Raw genomic sequence first — 16755 nt, forward strand, 5'->3', positions numbered from 1 at the left:
CCGGCACCTTTGCCTTACCCCGCAAACAAACGCTACGCGGGAACAGGGTCCTCTTCAGCGGTCCGGAGCCGCTGCGAGATCACCTTGGTGATGCCGTCGCCCTGCATCGACACGCCGTACAGGGCGTCGGCGATCTCCATGGTCGGCTTCTGGTGGGTGATGATGATCAGCTGCGAAGAATCGCGCAGCTGCTCCAGCAGCCCGATCAGCCGTCGCATGTTGGTGTCGTCGAGCGCGGCCTCGACCTCGTCCATGACGTAGAAGGGCGAAGGCCGGGCGCGGAAGATCGCGACCAGCATGCCGACGGCGACGAGCGACTTCTCGCCACCGGAGAGCAGCGAGAGCCGCTTGACCTTCTTGCCCGGCGGGCGCGCCTCGACGTCGACACCGGTGGAGAGCAGGTCGTTCGGCTGCGTGAGCACCATGCGTCCCTCGCCGCCGGGGAACAGCACGCCGAACACGGTCTCGAACTCGCGCGCGACATCTTCGTACGCCGATTCGAAGACCTCGAGGATCTTTTCGTCGACCTGCTTGATGACCGCTTCGAGGTCCTTGCGGGTGTCCTTGAGGTCTTCGAGCTGCGTCGAGAGGAACTTGTAGCGCTCCTCCAGCGCCGCGAACTCCTCCAGCGCCAACGGGTTGACCTTGCCCAGCAGGCTCAGGTCCTTCTCCGCGCGCTTCGCCCGGCGGGCCTGGGTGTCACGGTCGAACGGCATGGGCGGCGGCTGGGTGACGTCCTCGCCGCGTTCCTTGGCGGCCTCGTACTCGGCCATCTCCCCCGCGCTCGGCGGGACGGGGACGTCCGGGCCGTACTCGGAAACGAGGTCCTCGAGGCCGATGCCGAAGTCCTCGGCGATCTTGGTTTCGAGCTGCTCCAGCCGCAGCCGCTGCTCGGCACGCAGCACCTCGTCGCGGTGGACGGCGTCGGTGAGCTTCTCCAGTTCGCCGGTCAGCTCGCGGACCTTGCTGCGGACCTGGGTCAGCGCGGTCTCCCGTGACTGCCGCTGCGCCTGCGCCTCGTCCCGTTCGTGGGCGGCGCGCTGCACGGAGACCTCGATGCGTTCGAGCGCGATCTCGCCGCCGTTGACCACCGCGTTGGCGATCTCGGCGCCGCGTTTCCGCGCGGCCCTGGACTTTTCGGCACGTTCACGGGCCTGCCGCTCGGCGTGCGCGGCACGGCGGAGCGATTCGGCCTTGCCCTGGATGCTCCGCGCGCGCTCCTCGGCGGTGCGCAGCGCGAGGCGGGACTCCATCTCCTCCTGGCGGACCGTGCCGAGGTCTTCGGCGGCCTGGTCGCGCTCGGCGGTGTCCGGATCCTCGTCGACCTCCTGGTCGGCGACGGCGGCGAGCCGCTCTTCGAGTTCGGCGAGCTGCTGAAGCGCCTGCTCCCGGCTCTGCTCGACCTTGGCGCGCTGAGTGCTCAGCCGGTCCATCTCGGCCTGCGCGCCGCGCGCGGCTTGCTGCAGCCTGTTCAGCCGCTCGGACGAGCGGGCCTTGCGGACCTTCGCGTCCCCGAGCGCTTCCTTGGCCCTGCCGACTTCTTCGCGCCGGGCCTGCTGTCCGGCGCGGGCGCCTTCGAGTTCGGCGGCGGTGCGTTCCAGCGCGCGCTCGGCGGCGTGCAACCGGTCGCCCGCCTCGTCGACGGCGGCCTGGACTTCGATGACGCTCTCGCTGCGGGCGGAACCACCGGCCGCCCAGCGGGCCCCGAAGACGTCGCCCTCGGGCGTGACCGTGCTGACCTCGGGATACACCTCGACGAGACGGCGCGCGGACTCCAGACCGTCCACAATGGCCACCCGGTCGAGCGCGTGCTCGACGGCGGACCGCAGCGCTGGCGGCGCCGTGACCACTTCGCGTGCCCAGCGCGCGCCCTGGGGCAGCGACGGCCAGGATCCGGTGTCCACAACGGACCCCAGCCCGCCGAGCAGGATGCCGGCGCGGCCGGAGTCGTTGTCCTTCAAGAACTTCAGCGCGTCGAGCGCGTCGGCACCACCGTTGACCGCGACCGCGTCGGCGACCGGGCCGAGCGCCGCGGCCAGCGCGACCTCGTGGCCCGCCTCGACGGTGAGCAGCGCGGCCACCGAGCCGAGCAGTCCCGGCAGCTCGTGCTGCGCGCCGAGCAGCGCCCCGGCGCCGTCCTTGCGGCGCAAGCCCATCGACAGCGCCTCGACGCGCGCCTTCTCCGACGCGATCTCGCGTTCGGCGGCGCGCTCGGCCTTGACCAGTTCCTCGACCCGCGCCTTGGCGGCGTTGTTGGCCTCCACCGTGCGGTCGTGATGGGCCTGCAGGTCGACGTCGTCGGATTCTTCGACGCCGCCTTCGGCTTTGGCTTCTTCCAGCTCTTCGACGGCGATTTCCGCGCGCTCGGCGGACTCTTCGAGCGAAACGGTGAGCCTGTCGATCTCGTCGGAGGTGGCGCCGTTCTTGCTGCGCAGCGCCTCGACCTGCCCGGCGAGCTTCGCCAGCCCCTCCCGCCTGTCGGCGATGGCGCGGACAGCGGCCATATGCGCGCGTTCGGCGGCCTGGACGAGGTGTTCGAGCTGCTCACGCTTCTGGACGGTCTCCGAAAGCACCATCCGGGCCTCGGCGACGGCCTCGTTGAGCTCCTGCTCCTGCTCGGCGACGTGCTCGGCCTCGGCCAGCAGCTCGTCCGGGTCGCGGCCGGTGCTCGCCTGCTGCACGTCGGACGACAGGTGCCGCTGACGCTCCAGCGCGAGCCGCACGGTGCCGCGCAACCGCTCCGTCAGCGCGGAAAGCTTGTACCAGGTCTCCTGGGCCGCGGCCAGGCGCGGCGCGTCCTCGGCGAGCGACGCTTCGAGCTCGGCCTCCTCGGCCGCGACGATCTCCAGCGCCTGCTCGACCTCACCGCGACGCTGACGGGCGACGCGCTCGTCGGCCTCTTCCTTGGCGATGCCCTCGCGCTGGGAGACCAGGTCGTGGGCGAACAGCCGCAGCCGGGCGTCACGCAGTTCGGACTGCACCCACTGCGCCTTGCGGGCGATCTCGGCCTGTTTGCCCAGCGGTTTGAGCTGACGGCGAAGCTCGGTGGTGAGGTCGCCGAGGCGGTCGAGGTTGCCCTGCATGTTCGCGAGCTTGCGCAGGGTCTGTTCCTTGCGCTTGCGGTGCTTGAGGACGCCCGCGGCCTCTTCGATGAAGGCGCGGCGCTCCTCGGGCTTGGATTCGAGGATCGCCGAAAGCTGACCCTGACCGACGATCACGTGCATCTCGCGGCCGATACCGGAGTCCGACAGCAGTTCCTGCACGTCCATCAGACGGCAGCGGTCGCCGTTGATCTCGTATTCGCTCGCGCCGTCACGGAACATCCGGCGGGTGATCGAGACCTCGGAGTACTCGATGGGCAGCGCGCCGTCGGCGTTGTCGATGGTGAGGGTGACCTCGGCGCGCCCGAGCGGGGCGCGGCCGGCGGTCCCGGCGAAGATGACGTCCTCCATCTTGCCGCCGCGCAGATCCTTCGCGCCCTGGGTGCCCATGACCCAGCGAAGCGCGTCGAGGACGTTCGACTTACCGGAGCCGTTCGGCCCGACCACACAGGTGATACCCGGCTCGAAACGCAGCGTCGTCGCCGAGGCGAAGGACTTGAAGCCCTTGAGCGTCAGGCTCTTCAGGTGCACGGCGTGCTGACCCCTCTGGCTGCGGGAACCGGTCGTTCAATCGGCCCAGGCTACCTGTGTGCCCTGGGTGATCGTGGGACGCGGGGGCGTCAGCGCTCCACGAACCCGCGGATCCCACCTTTCGCGGGCGACCAGCGCTCGACGACATGATCCACACTTCCGGGTGATTCGCCGGATCTCAAAGCCGCCAAAAGCCGCTCACAGTGTTCCCGAACACCCTCCGCTATCACCTCGACACGTCCGTCGGCGAGGTTGCCCGCGCTGCCGACCAACCCCAGCTCAAGCGCCCGACTGCGGGTCCACCAGCGGAAACCGACCCCCTGCACCCGGCCGTGCACCCACGCGGTCAGCCGGATTCGCGTTACTTCTTCACTCACACCCCCTATCGTGCACCATGCGGATGAACGCGGAGGGTGAACACAACGTTCGCAGCGGTTCGCAGACAGTGAGGTCACGGTGATAATCTCCGCGCCGGGTCCCCACTTTGGGCTACGTCACCCAGGTAGCCGGAAACGTCTCGGTGTCTCTCACCAGTCGCTTCACTCCCCGAAGTCCCCCATCCGAGGAGTCAGCCATGCCCCGTCCCGACGGGTCTGATCCGAGCGCACGCGTGTCCGTGGCACCCCCGCGCGGCGCCACCGGCAAGCTCAACCGCGCCGGCTACGCCGTACTCGGCGTCAGCGGCCTCGTGGTGGCGACGGCCTTCGCCGCGATCGCCGAACTCGCGGGCCCCGGTGTCTCGGCCACCGCGGGTGGCACCGGCGTCCCCGGCGGCGGGCAAGGTGTCGCTCCCGCCGGTGCCCAGCTGGTCCCCGGCAACGCCGTCCCCGGCGGCCCGATGACCGTCAGCGGCTCGCCGACCCCTGGCGCGCCCTCCAGTTCGACGGCGCCGCCGACCACGGTGACTTCGGTCGGCCCGGACGGCAAGAAGACGACGAGCGTCGTCACCCCGCCCCCGCCGGTGGTGCCCCCGCCCGGTGGCGGCGAGCCGCCGGTGGTGGTGCCGCCGACGACGCCGACCACTCCGAAGCCCACCCCCACACCGACGAAGACGACGACGCCCACACCGACGACCCCGACCTCGACGCCGTCACCGGATCCGTCGTCGAGCCCGCCGGGTGGCGGCTCCAGCTCCAGCGGTGCCCCGGACTCGTCGCCGGGCCGGTCGAGCACCTCGGGCACCGACACGTCCACCAGCAGCGCCCGGTAAGACTTCTGGTCCGTGAAGGCCTCCTTGCCTACCTTGAGGGTAGGGAAGGAGGCCTTCACCACTTCCCGGAGCCGGATGCCGGCTGGTCGTGAGCGCGATTCCGGTCGCCGTGCTCGAAGGCGTGACTCACGTGCTAGAAGACGTGACTCGCGTGCTTGAAGGCGGAACTCACGTGATCGGCCTCCAAGCACGCGAGATCCGGCTCTGATCACGCACGACCGGGGCTCACATTTCGAAGCGGTAGCCCATTCCCGGTTCCGTCAGCAGGTGCCGCGGCCGCGAGGGTTCCGGTTCCAGCTTCCGCCGCAGCTGCGCGAGGTACACCCGCAGGTAGTGCGACTCGGTCTCGTAGGTCGGACCCCACACCTCGTGCAGCAGCTGCTTCTGTGCCACCAGACGGCCCCGGTTGCGCACCAGCAGTTCCAGCACGCCCCATTCGGTCTTGGTGAGGTGCACTTCCTTGCCGTCCCGGCGCACCTTCTTCGCCGCGAGGTCGATGCGGAACGAACCCGTGTCCACCACCGCGTCCGCACCGTCCACACTGGACGTCGCCGAACGCCGGACGGCGGCGCGGAGCCGCGCGAGCAGTTCGTCCATGCCGAAGGGTTTGGTGACGTAGTCGTCGGCGCCCGCGTCGAGGGCCTGCACCTTGTCGGCCGAGTCGCCGCGCGCGGACAGCACGATGATCGGCACCGTCGTCCAGCCGCGGAGCCCGGCGATCACCTCGGTGCCGTCGAGGTCGGGCAGGCCGAGGTCGAGCACGACGACGTCGGGTTTGGTCTCGGCGACGGCCTTCAGCGCGGCCGTCCCGTCGTGCGCGGTGATCACCTTGTAGCCGCGGGCGGACAGGTTGATCCGCAGGGCTCGCACGATCTGCGGTTCGTCGTCGACGACCAGAACGGTCGCCGACGCGGTGTCGGCGCTCATCGCACTCGCTCCTCCTCTTCGTTTTCCAGGCCCTCGTCATCGAAAGCGAGGAGGCTCTTTTCCGGATCCTGACCAACATATGCGGGCAGCGAGATGACCACGGTGAGCCCGCCGCCCGGCGTGTCCTCCGCCCGGATCCGCCCGCCCATCGCCTCGGTGAACCCCTTGGCGACCGACAGCCCCAGTCCCACGCCGGGCACGCTGTCCCGGTCTCCCCCGAGCCGCTGGAACGGCGCGAAGGCCGAGTCCGCGGTGCCCTTCTTGAGCCCGCGCCCGTGGTCGATGATGCGCAGTTCGACGTGCTCCGAATGCGTGCTGGCCCGCGCCGAGATCGGCTCGCCGGACGCCCCGTGCCGCAGCGCGTTGTCGACCACGTTCGCCACGACCCGTTCCAGCAGGCCGGGGTCGGCGCACACCGACGGCAGCCGCGAGTCGATCGCGACCACGACCGACTCCGAGTTGTCCACATTGGACAGCGCGTGCGCGACGACCTCGTCGTAGCCGACCGGGCGCAGGAGCGGGCGGACGGCGCCGGTCGCCAGCCGCGACGAGTCGAGCAGGTTGTCGATCAGCCCGGCGAGCCGGTCCGCCGATTCCTCGATCGCTTCGAGCAGCTCGTCGGTGTCCTCTTCGGACAGTGAGATGTCGGTCGCGCGCAGGCTGCCGATGGACGCCTTGATGGACGTCAGCGGCGTCCGGAGGTCGTGTCCCACGGCCGAAAGCAGTGCCGTGCGCAGTTCGGTCGCCTCGGCCTTGCGTTCGGCGCGGACGGCCGCCTTCGCCGTCCGCTGCTGCCGCAGGGCCAGCAGCGCCTGCCCTGCGACGGCTTCGAGCACTCCCCGGTCCGACGCGGGCAGCGCGCGGCCCCGCAGCGTCAGGTGGACGTCGGCGGTGACGGCGATGTCGGCGTCGGCCTGATCCGGGTCGGCGCAGGGATCCGTGCCGGCGTTCGCCACCCGTTTCCACTTGCCGTCCCGCTTTTCCAGCAGGGTCACCGAAATCATCCCGAAGTTCTCGCGGACCTTCTCCAGCAGCCGCTCGATCGGGTTGGTGTGCGTGAGCACTGTCCGCGCGTAGGAGGCGAGCAGCGCCGCTTCGGTCCGCGCCCGCGCGGCCTGCGTCGCGCGCCGGGCGGCGGTGTCGACGACCGCCGCGACGAGGATCGCCACCAGCACCATCGCGACCAGCGTGATCACGTTGCGCGGTTCGTGGACGGTCAGGTTGTACAGCGGCGGCGTGAAGAAGAAGTTCAGCAGCCCGGCCGAGATCACCGCCGCGAGCAGCGCGGGCCCGAGCCCGCCCACGAGCGCGACCAGCACCGTCGCGAGGACGTAGTCGATCACGTCGGTGGAGAAGTCCAGCTGATCCCTCAACAGGACTCCGAGCAACGTCGCCAGCGACGGAAGCACCAGCGAGAGCGCCCAGCCCGACAGCCGCCGCGAAGGCGTCAGCGGGCTCCGGGCGAACCGGGCGCGCAACCGCCCGCCCGCCTGGGCGTGCGTGACCATGTGGACGTCGATCGGGCCGGACCGCTGGACGACGGCCGCGCCGATGCCCTCGTCGAACAACCGGGCCACCCGTGACCGCCGCGAGGTCCCGACGACCAGCTGGGTCGCGTTCACTCCCTGCGCGAAATCGAGCAGCGCCGTCGGCACGTCGTCACCGACGACGGTGTGGAAGGTCGCGCCGACCTCTTCGGTCAGCTTCCGGTACTTGCCGACCGCCGTCGGCCCCATCCCGGCGAGCCCGTCGCCGCGCAGGATGTGCAGCACCTGCAGTTCGGCGCCCGCGCGGTTCGCGATCCGGCTCGCGCGGCGGATCAGCGTCTCGCTCTCCGGGCCGCCGGTGATCGAGACGACCACCCGTTCGCGTGCTTCCCACGTGTCGGTGATCTTCTGCTCGGCCCGGTAGCGCTGCAGGGCGACGTCGACCTGGTCGGCGACCCACAGCAGCGCGAGCTCCCGCAGCGCGGTGAGGTTGCCGGGCCGGAAGTAGTTGCCCAGCGCCGCGTCGATCCGCTCGGCCGGGTAGACGTTGCCGTGTGCCAGGCGCCGCCGCAGCGCCTCGGGCGTGATGTCGACCAGCTCCAGCTGCCCGGCCCGCCGCACGACCTCGTCGGGCACCGTCTCCTGCTGGGTGACGCCGGTGATCCGCTCGACGACGTCGTTGAGGCTCTGCAGATGCTGCACGTTGACCGTGGAGAGGACGTCGATCCCGGCGGCGAGCAGTTCGTCGATGTCCTGCCAGCGCTTCTCGTTGCGGGAACCCGGCACGTTGGTGTGCGCGAGTTCGTCGACGACGGCGACCTCGGGCGCGCGGGCGAGCAGCGCGTCGAGGTCCATCTCGTCGAACTCGTGGTCGCGGTGCTCGGACCGGCGGCGCGGCACGGTCTCGAGCCCCTCGACGAGCTCCGCGGTCTTCTTGCGCCCGTGCGTCTCGACCAGGCCGATGACCACGTCGGTGCCCCGGTCGAGGCGGCGCCGCGCCTCGCCGAGCATCGCGTAGGTCTTGCCGACGCCGGGGGCCGCGCCGAGGTAGATCCTCAGCTCACCCCGGCGCGGCTTGGTCGTGTTCTCGTCCACGTCTGTCAGTGTGCTCCTCCGGCCGCGTCGCGCACGGCCAAGTTGACCTTCAGCACAGTGACACCCGGCGCACCGATCCCGGCGCCGCTCGTGTTCTCGGCCACGAGCTGCCGGACCTTCTCCTCGGACAGGCCGGTGTTCCGCGCCACCCGCGGGACCTGCAGGTCCGCGTAGGCGACGCTGATCGCCGGGTCCAGCCCCGATCCCGACGTCGTCACCGCGTCGGCGGGCACCTGCGACTCCTGGACGCCTTCGCGGGCGGCGATGAGCTTCTTGCGTTCGCCGATCGCGGCGACCAGGTCCTCGTTGTACGGGCCCTTGTTCGACGCGCCGGACGACGACGGGTCGCCAGGGCCGAGCGCGTCCTTCGAGCCCGCGGACGGGCGGTTGTGGAACCACGGGTCCTTGGCCGGGTCGGCCGCGACCGGGTCGACGCCGATCAGGGACGAACCGACGGCTTGCCCGTCCTGGGTGATGATCGAGCCTTCGGCGTTGCCTTGGAGGCCGGGGATCCGGGAGACGGCCCACACGCCGAGCGGGTAGACCACGCCGAGGAGCACGGTCATCACGAGCAGGACGCGCAGCCCGGCGAGGGTCTGCTTCAGCAGTGCGTTCATGGCGTTACCCGATTCCAGGGATGAGACGGACGAGCAGGTCGATCAGCCAGATCCCGAGGAACGGGCTGACGATGCCGCCGAGGCCGTAGACCAGCAGGTTCCGGCGCAGCAGCGCCGAGGCGGACGACGGCTTGTACCGGACGCCGCGCAGGGCGAGCGGGATCAGCCCGACGATGATCAGCGCGTTGAAGATGACCGCCGACAGGATCGCCGACTTCGGCGTCGCGAGCTGCATGATGTTGAGCGCGCCGAGCTGGGCGAAGATGCCGGTGAACATCGCGGGCAGGATGGCGAAGTACTTCGCGAGGTCGTTGGCGACGCTGAAGGTGGTCAGCGCGCCGCGGGTGATCAGCAGCTGCTTGCCGATCTCCACGATCTCGATCAGCTTCGTCGGGTCGGAGTCGAGGTCCACCATGTTCCCCGCCTCCTTGGCGGCGGAGGTCCCGGTGTTCATCGCGACGCCGACGTCGGACTGCGCCAGCGCGGGGGCGTCGTTGGTGCCGTCGCCGGTCATCGCGACCAGCCGCCCGCCCTCCTGCTCCTTCTTGATCAGCGCCATCTTGTCTTCGGGCTTCGCCTCGGCGAGGTAGTCGTCGACACCCGCGTCGGCGGCGATGGCCTTGGCCGTCAGCGGGTTGTCCCCGGTGATCATGACGGTCTTGATGCCCATCGACCGGAGCTGGACGAACCGCTCCTTCATCCCCGGTTTGACCACGTCGGACAGCCGGATCACGCCGCGCACGAACGCTTTCGCGCCGTCGTACTCCGCGACCACCAGCGGGGTCCCGCCCTGCTGACTGATCTCGTCGACGACCTGTTCGGTCTCGTCCGGCATGTCGCCGCCGCGTTCGCGGACCCACGCCCGCACGGCGGCGGTGGCGCCCTTGCGGACCTGGCGTTCCCCGATGTCGATGCCGCTCATCCGGGTCTGCGCGGTGAACTCGACGAAGTCCGCGAGCTTCTCGTCGCCGGACGCCGTCTCCGCGAGACCGTGCTCCCTCGCCACGAGTTCGACGATGCTGCGGCCTTCCGGCGTGCCGTCGGCCAGGCTGGAGAGCCTCGCCGCCTTGGCGATGTCGTCCGAAGTGGACGATCCGACGGGGATCAGCTCGGTGGCCTTGCGGTTGCCGAAGGTGATCGTGCCGGTCTTGTCCAGCAGCAGGGTCGAGACGTCGCCCGCGGCTTCCACCGCGCGGCCGCTCGTCGCGAGGACGTTGCGCTGAACCAGCCTGTCCATCCCGGCGATCCCGATCGCGGACAGCAGCGCGCCGATCGTCGTCGGGATCAGGCAGACCAGCAACGCGGTCAGCACGATCACGGACTGCTGGCTGCCGGAGTAGCCCGCCATCGGCTGCAGCGCCACGACGGCGAGCAGGAAGATGATCGTGAGCGTCGAGAGCAGGATCGTCAGCGCGATCTCGTTCGGCGTCTTCTGCCGGGAAGCGCCTTCCACCAGAGCGATCATGCGGTCCACAAAGGACTCGCCGGGTTTGGTGGTGATCTTCACGACGACGCGGTCCGAGAGCACCGTGGTACCGCCGGTGACCGCGCACCGGTCTCCGCCCGATTCGCGGATGACCGGGGCCGACTCGCCGGTGATGGCCGATTCGTCGACGGTCGCGATGCCTTCGACGACGTCGCCGTCACCGGGGATGACCTGTCCGGCCTCGACGACCACGAGGTCGCCGACGCGCAGGTCGGCGCCCGGCACGTTCTCTTCGTCGCCGTCCTCGGTGAGACGGCGCGCGATGGTCTCCTTCTTGCTGCGCCGCAGGGTTTCCGCCTGCGCCTTGCCCCGGCCCTCCGCGACGGCCTCGGCGAGGTTCGCGAACAGGACGGTGAACCACAGCCAGATCGTGATGAGGATGGTGAACACGCTCGGGTCGGTGATCGCGAAGACCGTGGTCAGCGCCGAGCCGATCCACACCACGAACATGACCGGGTTGGCCAGCTGGTGCTTGGGGTTGAGCTTGCGCAGCGCCTCCGGCAGGGAGGTCAGCAGCTGCCTGGGGCTGAAGATCCCGGCACCGACCCGGCCGGTGTTCTCCACGTGGTGCTGCGATATCTCCTCGGGAGTGCGTTCCTGAGTCATGGTCATGCGAGTGCCTCTGCGATGGGCCCGAGCGCGAGCGCCGGGATGAAGGTGAGGGCCGCGACGAGCACGATCGTGCCCGCGAGCATCGTGCCGAAAAGCGGTCCGGTGGTGGGCAGCGTGCCGGCGGTCTCCGGGACCTTTCGCTGCGAGGCAAGGGATCCGGCCAAGCACAGCACGGCGAGGATCGGGATGAACCGGCCGAGCAGCATGGCCACCGAAAGCGAGGACTGGAACCAGTCGTTCGTCACGGTGAGCCCGCCGAACGCGGAGCCGTTGTTGTTGCCTGCCGACGCGTAGGCGTAGAGGACTTCGGAGAGGCCGTGCGCGCCCGAGTTGGTCATGGCGGCCGGGGTGTCGGCCAGCATCAGCGCGATCCCGGAGCCGAGCAGGACCACGGTCGGCATCGCCAGCATGGCGACGGCCGCGCAGGTGACCTCGCGTTTGCCGAGCTTCTTGCCCAGGTACTCCGGCGTCCGGCCGACCATCAGCCCGGCGAGGAACATCGCGATCACGGCCATCACGAGGATGCCGTAGAGACCGGTGCCCACCCCGCCCGGCGAGATCTCGCCCAGCAGCATGTTGAGCAGGACCCCGCCGCCGCCGGGCCCGCTGTAGCTGTCGTGCGCGCCGTTGACCGCGCCGGTCGACGTGCCGGTGGTCGCGGTGGCGAACAGCGAACTCAGCCCGATGCCGAACCGCTGCTCCTTGCCCTCCAGGTTCGCCCCGGCGGCCAGCGACGCGGGGCCGCTCGCGTGGGCCTCGGAAAGCCACGTCACCGCGAGCATCGCGGTGAACAGCGTGGCCATCACCGAGAGCAGGACGTAACCCTGCCGGGTGTTGCCGACGAGCTTGCCGAAGGTGCGGGTGAGCGAGACGGGGATGACCAGGATCAGGAAGATCTCGATCAGGTTGGTCCAGGCGTTCGGGTTCTCGAACGGGTGGGCGGAGTTGGCGTTGAAGATGCCGCCGCCGTTGGTGCCGAGTTCCTTGACGGCTTCCTGACTCGCGGCGGGCGCCAGCGCGATCTTGCTGGTGCTACCGTCGGGATTGAGGACGTCGACGCCGCTCTTGAGGCTCTGGACGACGCCGAGCGCGATCAGCACGATCGCCGCCACGAACGCGATCGGCAGCATGATCCGGATCGTGCCGCGGGTCAGGTCCACCCAGAAGTTGCCGAGGCGGTCGGTCTTCGCGCGCACGAAGCCGCGGACGACCGCGACGGCGACCGAAAGACCTACGGCGGCGGAAAGGAAGTTCTGCACCGTCAGTCCGGCCATCTGCACGAAGTGACCCATGGTCGCTTCGGGGCTGTAGGACTGCCAGTTCGTGTTGGTCACGAAACTGACGGCGGTGTTGAAAGCGACCGCCGGGGAGACCGGTTCCTTGCCGAGGCTCCACGGCAAGATCGACTGGAGCCGCTGAAGCAGGTACAGGAACACGACGGAGACGAACGAGAAGCCGATCACGGCAGACGCGTAGGTCTTCCAGTGCTGTTCCGAGCCGGGGTTGACCCGGAACAGGCGGTACAGGCCGCGTTCGGCCTTGGTGTGCTTCTCGGTCGAGAAGACGCGCGCCATGTAGTCGCCGAGCGGTTTGTAGACCGCGGCGAGCGCGACGAGGAGGAGACCGGCCTGCAAGAGGCCTGCCGCGGTGTCTGACATCAGAATTTCTCCGGCCTGACCAGTGCGATGAACAAATAGACGATCAGCCCCAGCGCCAGCAGTCCGCCGACGACATTGGCCACGGTTCCCGTGCCGGTCACAGCTTTTCCAGACCGCGAAGGGTCAGGGCGAGAACCACGAACACGCCGATCAGGAGCACGGCGTAGAGCAAGTCGGCCACTAGGCACCTCTCAGGACAGGTCACCCCATCGGTGACCAGGACTCCGCAACAGTGCGCCTGGTCAAAGCGTTTCCGGTGATCGACTGACGGCCTCTTGATGCCCCGAACGGGTGCCTTTACGACTTCTTGATGCCCGGTGACGTGGCCCACAGACGGTGACGCACTGCGGACGGAGCGTGCAATTCGGGCAGACAAGCCGACCGAAGCGTGTTAAACCGGTGTTACGGATAGTTGTATGTGCTAACTAATCACCAGGAGGTAGCGATGTGCGGAATCGCAGGGTGGGTCTCCTTCGACACGGATCTGACGCAGCGCCGGGAGGTCGTCGACGCGATGACCGCGACCATGGCGTGCCGCGGGCCTGACGACTCGGGTACCTGGGTGCGGCCCCAGGTGGCGCTGGGTCACCGCCGTCTCGCGATCATCGACCTGCCGGGCGGCAGGCAGCCGATGGCCGAAGCCGGGCTGGCGGCCATGGTCTACAGCGGCGAGGCGTACAACTTCACCGAGCTGCGCGCGGAGCTTTCCAAGCGTGGCCACAAATTCGAGACCGACAGCGACACCGAGGTCGTGCTCCACGGTTACCTGGAGTGGGGCGACGAGGTCGTCGACCACCTCAACGGCATGTACGCCTTCGCGATCTGGGACGAGCGCGAAGAGAAGCTCGTCATGATCCGCGACCGCATGGGCATCAAGCCGTTCTACTACTACCCGACCCCGGACGGCGTCCTCTTCGGTTCCGAACCGAAGGCGATCCTCGCGAATCCCTTGGCGCGCAAGGTGATCGACACCGACGGCCTGCGCGAGCTGATGTCGATGACCAAGACGCCGGGCTGGTCGCTGTGGAAGGGCATGCACGAGGTCGGGCCGGGCACGATCGTCACCGTCGACCGCTCCGGGATCCGCACGCGGACGTACTGGAAGCTCGACGCGAAGCAGCACACGGACGACCAGGAGACCACGGTCGAGCGGGTCCGCGAGCTGATGACCGACATCGTCCACCGTCAGCTCGTCGCCGACGTGCCGCGCTGCGTCCTGCTCTCCGGCGGGCTCGACTCCAGCGCCGTCACCGGTCTCGCCGCCACACGGCTGGCCGAACAGGGCGAACGGCTGCGCACGTTCTCGGTCGATTTCCAGGGCCAGGAGGAGAACTTCCAGCCGGACGAGGTGCGGGACACCCCGGACTCGCCCTTCATCCGCGACGTCGCGCAGCTGGTCGGCTCCGACCACAAGGACGTCGTGCTGAACCCGGCCGAGCTCAGCGACCCCGAGATCCGCCGCAAGGTGCTGACCGCGCGGGACATCCCGGCCGGGCTCGGCGACATGGACGCCTCGCTGTACCTGCTGTTCAAGGCGATCCGCGCGGAATCCACGGTGGCGCTGTCCGGCGAGTCGGCCGACGAGGTCTTCGGCGGATACCGCTGGTTCCACGACGAAGCCGCGGTGAACTCGGGGACCTTCCCCTGGCTCGCCTTCCGGATGGGGCTCACCAGTGAACGGGGCACCATCCTGCGCGGCGAGGTCCGAGAGAAGCTGGACCTGACCGGGTACATCGCCGACCAGTACGCCACCGCGGTCGCCCAGGTCGAGCACCTCGACGGCGAGAGCGAGCAGGACCGGAAGATGCGGACGGTCTGCAACCTCCACCTGAGCCGGTTCGTGCGGATGCTGCTGGACCGCAAGGACCGCGCGTCGATGGCTGTCGGGCTCGAGGTGCGCGTGCCGTTCTGCGACCACCGGCTCGTCGAGTACGTCTACAACACGCCTTGGTCGCTGAAGACGTTCGACGGCAGGGAAAAGAGCCTGCTGCGGCACGCCACCAAGCATGTGCTGCCCGCGTCGGTGCGCGACCGGGTCAAGAGCCCGTATCCGTCCACACAGGACCCCGGCTACGCGGCGGCGCTGCAGCAGCAGGCCAAGGAAGCCCTGGCCGAACGGGACAACCCGGTGTTCTCCCTGCTGGACCGGGACTGGCTGCACCGGGCGTCCGAAGTGGACCCGGCGACGATGCCCTCGGCCCAGCGCGCCGGGATCGACCGGGCGCTGGACCTCTACCACTGGTTCGACCTGTACCGGCCCGAACTCCAGCTGGACTGAGCCCCTGGTCCGCCGCCGTCTCAGCGACGGCGGCGGACCGTTCCCCCGGCCGCGACGCCCCCGAGCACCACGGTCGCCGCGAGCAGGATTCCGGCCTCCGTCCATTGGAACCGCCAGAACCGCCCGATGGGCTGGTAAACGGTGAAGTCCCGGTAGCCCGCGGCCTCGGCGCACGCGTTCTTCCCCAGCCCCAGCGGGCAACCGGGCACCTCGTCCAGCGAACCCAGGTCGTGGCCGTCCGGCGCGACGCGGCCCACCTTCACGATCAGAGCCCCCAACGTCGCCGGATCAGAGCCGGTCGTCCGCACCGGCTCGGCGTAATGCGGCCTCAGCAGCAGCAAGGTGATCGAAGCCGCGAGGAACACCGCGACCGTGATCGCGATGGCGGGCAAGGTCTTGCGCACGAGCACCCCGGCCGCCGTCCCGAGGGCGAAGGCGAACAGCCACCAGGCGGCGGGCGCGACCCCGACCGCACCGAAGTAGGACGTCTCGGCGAAGGTCTCCGCCTTGCCGGGGAACATTTCCAGCCACCTGCCGAACATCTGCCCCGAACCGAATCCGGCCAGGACCGCGCATCCGGCGAGGACGCCGAACTTGACGGCCAGCCAGTGCCCGCGGCCGACCGACTGCGTCCACGCGAGCTGATGGGTGTTGCGCTCGTACTCCTTGGCCAGCAGCGGCGCGCCCCAGAAGACACCTGCCAGCAGGGGGACGAACGGCATCATCGCGATCAGTGGGTAGATCTGCTGATAGAGGTCCTCCAGTCCCGCGTCGTACTCACGGCACGGGATGCCGCCTCCATGACAGTACATAGCGGTCTTGCCGTTCGAAGCGTCGATGGCGGCCTGCCCGGACAGGAACAGGATCGCCCCGAGGGTGGCCAGGAACCCCAGGGTGACGAGCAGCTGGGTACGGTGCTGCCGCCAGGTGAGCCAGAGCAAGAACGTGTTCCTTTCTAGGAGCGGCGCCGGATGGCGAAGGTCGCGGTGGCGGCGAGCAGAAGCGAGACACCCGCGAGGATCGCGGCTTCGGTCCATTGGAAGCGCCAGTACCAGTCCTGCGGCAGGACCTTGAGCGCGGTGACCTCCCCGGCGGCGTCCGTGATCATTTCGAGGACCCTGCCGACGGGTTCGGTGCCCAGAGGGACGAGCTCGGGATCGGCGTAGAGATCACGGATGTTGGTCACGCCGATCATCAGGCCCACCGTCACCGCGATGGTGACGGCGATGGCGGGAAGGGTCTTGCGGACGATCGCACCCGCGGCGGTGCCGAGCACGAAGCCGAAGAGCCACCACGCGCCGGGCGCGACGCCGGTCATCGCGAACAGCACCGGATTGTCGAAGCGGCTGGTGAACGAGGTGTCGCCGCGGTCGGCGGGGAAGACCGCGACCCAGCGCTGCATCATCGTGCCGAACGCGAGACCCGCGAGAGTGGCGAGGACCGCGAGGAACCCGAGTTTCACGCCGAGCCACCGGAATCGCGAGATCGACTGGGTCCAGACGAGTTTCGTCGTGCCGCGTTCGAATTCCGCCGCGACCAGCGGCGCGCCCCAGAACACGCCGATGGCCACCGGGACGACCTGGAGCCAGGACAGATACTGGTATAGATCCGAGAAGACCTTCGCCGGATTCGGGCTGTCCGCGGCGGCGTTCCCGTTGATCAGCAACAGGATCCCGACGGCGACGAGCAGGCCTGCGGTGATCAGCAACTGCATGCGATGCTGGCGATAGGTGAGCCAGAACATCTTTTCCCC

The 16755-nt window shown here is 69.3% G+C and carries 12 protein-coding genes; 1 reads left to right on the forward strand and 11 read right to left on the reverse strand.

What is annotated here, in order from left to right; genetic code table 11:
• Window positions 1-32: 32 nt before the first annotated feature.
• From smc to kdpF, 9 genes are all read right to left on the reverse strand, one after another.
• Window positions 33-3632, reverse strand: coding sequence for a chromosome segregation protein SMC (gene smc, locus AMYAL_RS0107220; RefSeq protein WP_020630641.1), 3600 nt, complete (start codon window positions 3630-3632; stop codon window positions 33-35).
• An 89-nt stretch (window positions 3633-3721) separates the two neighbouring features.
• Window positions 3722-4009 (reverse strand): acylphosphatase, encoded by a 288-nt coding sequence (locus AMYAL_RS48345; protein WP_026466826.1) that lies wholly within the window; start codon window positions 4007-4009, stop codon window positions 3722-3724.
• Between the two features lie 283 nt (window positions 4010-4292).
• The gene (locus tag AMYAL_RS0107230; protein WP_245192819.1) at window positions 4293-4904 is read right to left on the reverse strand and encodes a hypothetical protein; all 612 of its coding nucleotides are present in this window, start codon (window positions 4902-4904) and stop codon (window positions 4293-4295) included.
• 163 nt (window positions 4905-5067) lie between these two features.
• Window positions 5068-5769: a response regulator gene (locus AMYAL_RS0107235; RefSeq protein ID WP_005154857.1), complete on the reverse strand. Its 702-nt coding sequence runs from the start codon at window positions 5767-5769 to the stop codon at window positions 5068-5070.
• Window positions 5766-8351 carry a sensor histidine kinase gene (locus AMYAL_RS45740; protein WP_020630643.1) on the reverse strand — a complete coding sequence of 862 codons (2586 nt, stop codon included), beginning with the start codon at window positions 8349-8351 and terminating at the stop codon, window positions 5766-5768. Before AMYAL_RS45740 ends, AMYAL_RS0107235 begins: the two co-directional genes overlap by 4 nt.
• A gap of 5 nt (window positions 8352-8356) precedes the next feature.
• Entirely contained in the window at window positions 8357-8968 is a 612-nt protein-coding gene (locus AMYAL_RS0107245; protein ID WP_020630644.1) for a potassium-transporting ATPase subunit C, read from the reverse strand.
• A gap of 4 nt (window positions 8969-8972) precedes the next feature.
• Complete coding sequence (kdpB, locus tag AMYAL_RS0107250) at window positions 8973-11066, reverse strand: potassium-transporting ATPase subunit KdpB (protein ID WP_026466828.1); 2094 nt, start codon at window positions 11064-11066, stop codon at window positions 8973-8975.
• The gene (kdpA, locus tag AMYAL_RS0107255; protein WP_020630646.1) at window positions 11063-12724 is read right to left on the reverse strand and encodes a potassium-transporting ATPase subunit KdpA; all 1662 of its coding nucleotides are present in this window, start codon (window positions 12722-12724) and stop codon (window positions 11063-11065) included. Before kdpA ends, kdpB begins: the two co-directional genes overlap by 4 nt.
• A complete protein-coding gene (gene kdpF / locus AMYAL_RS0107260) occupies window positions 12724-12825 on the reverse strand; it encodes a K(+)-transporting ATPase subunit F (RefSeq protein WP_020630647.1) in 102 nt (33 codons plus the stop codon). The genes kdpA and kdpF overlap by 1 nt, the downstream gene beginning before the upstream one ends.
• Before the next feature lie 344 nt (window positions 12826-13169).
• On the opposite strand from kdpF, the gene asnB reads away from it, so the two are divergent.
• Window positions 13170-15002 (forward strand): asparagine synthase (glutamine-hydrolyzing), encoded by a 1833-nt coding sequence (gene asnB / locus AMYAL_RS0107270; protein WP_020630648.1) that lies wholly within the window; start codon window positions 13170-13172, stop codon window positions 15000-15002.
• A gap of 20 nt (window positions 15003-15022) precedes the next feature.
• On the opposite strand, the gene AMYAL_RS0107275 is transcribed toward asnB, so the two are convergent.
• Both AMYAL_RS0107275 and AMYAL_RS0107280 read right to left on the reverse strand, forming a co-directional pair.
• Window positions 15023-15943 carry an ABC transporter permease subunit gene (locus AMYAL_RS0107275; protein ID WP_020630649.1) on the reverse strand — a complete coding sequence of 307 codons (921 nt, stop codon included), beginning with the start codon at window positions 15941-15943 and terminating at the stop codon, window positions 15023-15025.
• Between the two features lie 14 nt (window positions 15944-15957).
• Complete coding sequence (locus AMYAL_RS0107280) at window positions 15958-16746, reverse strand: ABC transporter permease (protein ID WP_020630650.1); 789 nt, start codon at window positions 16744-16746, stop codon at window positions 15958-15960.
• Between the last annotated feature and the right edge of the window lie 9 nt (window positions 16747-16755).

Origin of the sequence: Amycolatopsis alba DSM 44262 (assembly GCF_000384215.1) — a bacterium.
Classification (GTDB): domain Bacteria; phylum Actinomycetota; class Actinomycetes; order Mycobacteriales; family Pseudonocardiaceae; genus Amycolatopsis; species Amycolatopsis alba.